This window comes from Escherichia sp. WS1265 (genome assembly GCF_046487585.1).
In the GTDB taxonomy this organism is placed as follows: Bacteria; Pseudomonadota; Gammaproteobacteria; order Enterobacterales; family Enterobacteriaceae; genus Escherichia; species Escherichia coli.
The window spans coordinates 1-5,378 of sequence record NZ_JBJQJE010000043.1 but is presented as its reverse complement, the minus strand read 5'-3'; the positions used below and the strand labels follow the sequence as shown (position 1 = coordinate 5,378).

Below are 5,378 nucleotides of genomic sequence, written 5' to 3'. Positions count from 1 at the left end.
TACAGCTTTAACGAAGTCACCTCTGACCTGAGTCGCCTCCAGCATGCCCTTAATCGTACAGTTTTCATTTACCGTGACATTGTTGAGCGTCCCGGCGTTCGCATTCACACTACCACTGATATCCGCATTTTTAGCGGTCAGCTTTCCGTCTGATGTCAGGGAAAATACCGGAGGACTGCCACCGCTGGTAATGGTGGGGGCTGTCAGGCGCTTCATGAACACGTCGTTCATGAATATCTGGTTGCCCTGCGCCACAAACATCGGCGTTTCATTCCCGTTTGCCGGGTCAATAAACGCGATACGGTTAGCGGCAACCAGGAACTGGCTCAGTTTACCTTCCTCCGTATCCTCCATGCTGAGGCCAAGCCCCGCGACATAATGCCTGCCGTCTTCGGTCTGCTCAATTTTGACGCCCCACATGGCATTCCATTTATCGTTGGCGTCTTTCCACTCTTTCGAAAACTCCTCCAGTTTGCTGGCGTTATCCTCCGTCAGCTCGACTTTTTCCAGCAGCTCCTTGCCGAGATGAGATTCGGTTATCTGGCCTTTGAAAAAATCCAGGTAACCTTCCGCATCATCGCTCGCCCGACCGACAGCCTCCACGAATGCCGATTTGCCAACAGTATTCACACTGCGGATATAAAAATAATAATCATGGCCCGGCTTGATATTGATACTGGCGGCTATCCAGTACAGCGCCGTGCCAAGATAACGCGCGCTGGTTTCAACCTTCCTGATATCGGTAATCCGCTTTTCCGAGAACCAGAACTCAAACTGTACCGTCGGATCATAAACGGCAAGATGGGGCGTGGCGGTTATCTGAAAATAGCCCGGCGTCAGCTCAATCCGCGACGGCGCTGCCGGTGCGGCAATCCGGAACGATACCGATGCCGGATCGCCCTGCTGCCCCCAGGCATTTACCGCCCGGACTGTCAGCCTGTAATTTCCCAGCGCCAGTTGCCTGAAGCGGTATGTGGTTTCCGTCGTCCGGGCCGTGCTGACCAGCCGTTCACTGCCATCATCCGCAGCCACGGTCAGGCGAAGCAGGAAGCTCACGCCCTTCACCACCTTCGGCGTGTCCCAGCGCGCCAGCACCTGATATTCCCCGCTGTCTGCGGTGACTTCTGCGGTCAGGTGCTGCACCGCTGGCGGCGTGACACCATTCACCGTGCCGCTCTGGTCGCCGTCAAAGTGCGCCCCGTTATCCACGATGGCCTCTTTTTCCGGTACATGCTGCACGGCAGTGATGGCATACGTGCCGTCGTCGTTCTCACGGATACTCACGCAGCGGAACAGGCGCTGGCGCAGCGTCGGCAGCTTCAGCCCCCACACGCTGTATCCGGCAACGCCGTCAGGGACACGGCTCACTTTCACCTTCACGCCGTCGGTGACGGACTGGACTTCCACGCTCACCGGATTGCCCTCACCGTCAACCAGGCTTATCAGCGTGGTGCCGGAGGATGGCAGCGTGATTTCACGGTCGAGCGTCAGTGTCCGCGTCTGGCTGTTCACTGCCAGCACGCGCCCGCCGATGCTGATACCCGCATAGTCATCATCACAGATTTCAATGACATCGCCCGGTACATGGCGAAGCCCTTCTGCACCCACGCTGAAGTCCACAGTCTGCGTTTCCAGCAGTTCCGTTTTAATCAGCCACAGCCCGGCGCGGTGTGCCTGCCCCCGGCAGGTACAGCCAAAGGCATCCATCTTCGTGACATTACGACCGTAACGGAGAATGGCCTGCGTATCCTCCACAAGCTCTGTTGCCGTCTCCCAGCCGTTATCCGGGTCAATCCAGTTCACCTCAACGGCATTATGGCGGTCCTTCAGGGCGCTGAAGCTGTAGCGGAACGGCGCGCCATCATCCGGCATCACCACATTACTGCGGTTATAGGTCCACACCTTATCCGACGGTCGGTCCTGCACGAACGTCAGCGTCTGCCCGTTCCATACCGGCATACAGCGCATCGCCGAGCAGAAATCACTGAGCACATCCCACGCCTTGCGCTGTGTGGTCAGGTACGCATTACAGGTGATGCGCGGCTCCGTGCCGCCAAAGCCGTCCGGCACTGACTGGTCGCAGTACTGGCCGATGACATACAGCGCCCATTTATCCACATCTGCCGCACCAAGACGTTTCCCCATGCCGTAGCGCGGATGGGTCAGCATATCCCACAGAGACCAGGCCATGTTGTTGCTGTATGCTGGCTTAAACGTCCCGTCCCAGATACCGCTGTATTGCCGCGTCTGCGGGTTATAGTTCGACGGCACCTGCAGAATGCGCCCGCGCAGATGATAATTACGGCTCACCTGCTGGCTGCCGAACTGCTCCGAATCCACCTGCACGCCGACCAGTGCCGTGTTCGGGTAGCACTGTTTCACATCGATGATTTCGGTGTATGACGACCAGAGCGTTTTGTTCTGCAGCTGGTCTGTGGTGCTGTCCGGCGTCATCCTGCGCATCCGGATATTGAACGGGCGCGGAGGCAGGTTATCCACCACCACCGAGGCCAGATACTGCGAGGTGGTTTTGCCCTTAATGGTGATGTCTTTTTCCGTCACCCAGCCACCGTTACGCTGTATCTGAACCAGCAGGCGGACTTCCGACGGATTCCGGTCCCCCTTTGAAGTGGTTTCCACCAGAGCCTGCACACCGAAGGTAAAGCGCAGACGGTCGATGTTTGCAGACGTGATGGTCCGGGTGATCGGCGTGTCATATTTCACTTCCGTACCCAGCACCGTCTCGGATCCGGAGGATTCAAATCCCTCCGGCGGTGTCTGTTCCTGCTCACCTGCCCGGAATACCACCGTGACACCGGCGATGTTGGTATTCCCCTCACTGTCCAGCACCGGCGTACTGTTCAGCAGCACGCTTTTTAATCCATCCACCGGACCTTCAATCGGCCCTTCGCTGATGGCATCAATCACACTCAGTAACTGCGTGGACTTCAGGTTGTCCTTCGCTTCGCGCGGGGTATGCCCCTTACTGCTGCCTTTACCCATTCGTCATGCTCCATAAACGACAAAACCGCCCGGAGGCGGTTTCACATAAAACATTTTGCATCAGCGACCAATCACCACAACCTGACCACCGTCCCCTTCGTCTGCCGTGCTGATCTCCTGAGAAACCACCCGCGACCCCACACGCATTTCACCGTACAGAACAGGCAGAACATTACCCTGGGCAACCATGTTATCCAGTGAGGAGAAATAGGTGTTCTGCTTACCGTTATCCGTTGTCTGTGTGCGGGGAGTTCTGGCTTTAGGTGCCAGCATCTGAGCCACACCGCCGAGCACCATACTGGCACCGAGAGAAAACAGAATGCCGGTCATACCACCGGCCCCAATGGCTGTTCCCCATGCTGCAAGGGTGGCTCCGGCGGTAAAGAATGATCCGGCAATGGCGGCTGTCCCCAGGACAATCTGGAATACGCCACCTGACTTGGCCCCGGCGACTCTGGGAACGATATGAATCACAGCGCCGTCAGGCAGAGCCTCATGTAACTGCGCCGTTAATCCGGACGTGCTGACATCCTGCCCGGCAATACGTACCTGATACCAGCCGTCGCTCAGTTTCTGACGAAACGCAGGGAGCTGTGTGGCCAGCGCCCGGATGGCTTCGGCCCCCGTTTTCACACGAAGGTCGATGCGGCGGCCAAATCGTTGTAAATCCCCGTAAAGGCAGATGCGTGCCATGCCCGGTGACGCCAGAGGGAGTGTGTGCGTCGCTGCCATTTGTCGGTATACCTCTCTCGTTTGCTCAGTTGTTCAGGAATATGGTGCAGCAGCTCGCCGTCACCACAGTAAATGGCGGCATGATTCGGCACAGATGAACCAAAACAGCACAGCAGCACATCGCCCGGCTGCGCCGCTGACAACGGCACCTGATACAGCCCTGTGGCCTCCAGATTATCCAGATAGAGATTCTGACCGTTACGCCACCAGTCATCCTCACGATGAAAATCCGGCATCTCAATCCCCGCCAGATGGTAAGCATCCCGGAACAGGGTGTAACAGTCCGTCACACCGTGCTCAAAGCGCCGCCCGGTAAGATGCGGCACACAGCGGAACTTATGAATCGTCCCCCGGCAGACCAGCCACCACGGCAAATCACTCTGCACCTGCAGCCGCCGGTCGGCCTCACTCAGCCAGGGCAGACCACCGGGGTGGCTGTGGACCAGCGCCACAATCTCACCCTGCATTTCTGCCTGCAGCCAGTCCTCCGGAGCCATCCGGAAATACGCCTCCGGCTCACCGGAGATATTCACGCAGGGAAAATATCTTTCTCCCTCCGGCGTTCTCACCACGAAGCCGCACGACTCCGCTGGCGCACATTGCCGGGCGTGCGCCAGAATCGCTGATTCTGTCTCTGTCATGGGATTTACTGCGAAAGTTTGTTAATGGAAAGGTAACCGCCAAAGTTGCCGACGTTATTGCGGAACTTACAGCCGCTCAGGCATTTGCTGCATTTATCCTTCGTGATATCGGACGTCGGCTGGTCATATTCATCCGCGACAGCCGGACCGTTATAACCGCACTCATCACCGCGATAGGTCCAGGTGCAGGTGTTGGCCAGCATGATACGCCCCGGAAAAACAGCGCCATCCGTTTCCGTCGGCGTGGACAGTACAAAAGAAGCACTGACCGCACTCAGTTCACTGCACTGCTCGATGCGCCAGCGGCTGATCACCTCCTGCTCCGGGTCGGCATCACTGTTTCCGTTGACGAAGTTCACCGCATCCAGAAAACGGGCGTAAACCTTACGCCGGACCACCGTTCCGCCGACCAGACTCTGCAGATCTTCTGCCATACCGGTGACCATACCGTGCAGGTTAGAAACCGTCAGTGTCGGACGGGCAGCACTGCCCTTGCCGTTCAGTTCAAATCCTGTCCCCTGAATGGGGTATGCCTGATACTGCCGCCCCTGCCAGGTGACCGGCTCACCTTTTTCGTTCTGCTCATTACAGAAAAAATAACGTTCACCACCGACCTCTGTCAGATCGATTTCCCAGAGCACCACCTGGGCTGACTGAGTGAGGCGTGTCGTCTCATGATGTGTTTCCTGTGGAATATCCTGCATCAGAGCCTCCTATGCCACGACCTGTTCAAAATCTGCCGTTATGGTTACCCACAACGCCCCCACGCTTGCCGACCATTTACGACAAACCACCCTGATCGGCTTCCAGTCATAAGGTGGCGTCCACTGAAATGCGCGGACGCCACCGTGCCGTTCCAGAAAGGCTTTTAAAGATGGGTGTTCACATTTGCGAACACGTATCGTCACGCTGTAAGTCGACAACTGGTTATTCAGTCCCGCCGCACGACGCTGTTCATAACCATCGCCCAGCTTCACTGTCACCACTTTCGGCTCTGATACC

5 protein-coding genes are annotated in these 5,378 nt (G+C 57.2%); all 5 read right to left on the bottom strand.

The features are described 5' to 3' along the window. A partial coding sequence (locus ACJHX3_RS24225) for a host specificity protein J (protein ID WP_410236221.1) occupies positions 1 to 3,003 on the bottom strand: 3,003 nt, incomplete at its 3' end. A 60-nt stretch (positions 3,004 to 3,063) separates the two neighbouring features. Then, positions 3,064 to 3,636, bottom strand: a complete 573-nt coding sequence (locus ACJHX3_RS24220; protein ID WP_249540488.1) for a tail assembly protein — start codon at positions 3,634 to 3,636, stop codon at positions 3,064 to 3,066. Next, positions 3,633 to 4,376 (bottom strand): C40 family peptidase, encoded by a 744-nt coding sequence (locus ACJHX3_RS24215; RefSeq protein WP_410236220.1) that lies wholly within the window; start codon positions 4,374 to 4,376, stop codon positions 3,633 to 3,635. The genes ACJHX3_RS24220 and ACJHX3_RS24215 overlap by 4 nt, the downstream gene beginning before the upstream one ends. 5 nt (positions 4,377 to 4,381) lie before the next feature. Continuing rightward, positions 4,382 to 5,080 carry a phage minor tail protein L gene (locus tag ACJHX3_RS24210; RefSeq protein WP_023307632.1) on the bottom strand — a complete coding sequence of 233 codons (699 nt, stop codon included), beginning with the start codon at positions 5,078 to 5,080 and terminating at the stop codon, positions 4,382 to 4,384. A gap of 9 nt (positions 5,081 to 5,089) precedes the next feature. After that, positions 5,090 to 5,378, bottom strand: a 289-nt coding sequence (locus tag ACJHX3_RS24205) for a phage tail protein (RefSeq protein ID WP_349395297.1), incomplete at its 5' end; no start/stop codon positions are given.

Bases quoted from the DNA above. Each gene is read 5' to 3' on its own strand.
- ACJHX3_RS24215 (WP_410236220.1), bottom strand. From the start codon at position 4,376: ATGACAGAGACAGAATCAGCGATTCTGGCGCACGCCCGGCAATGTGCG.
- ACJHX3_RS24210 (WP_023307632.1), bottom strand. From the start codon at position 5,080: ATGCAGGATATTCCACAGGAAACACATCATGAGACGACACGCCTCACT.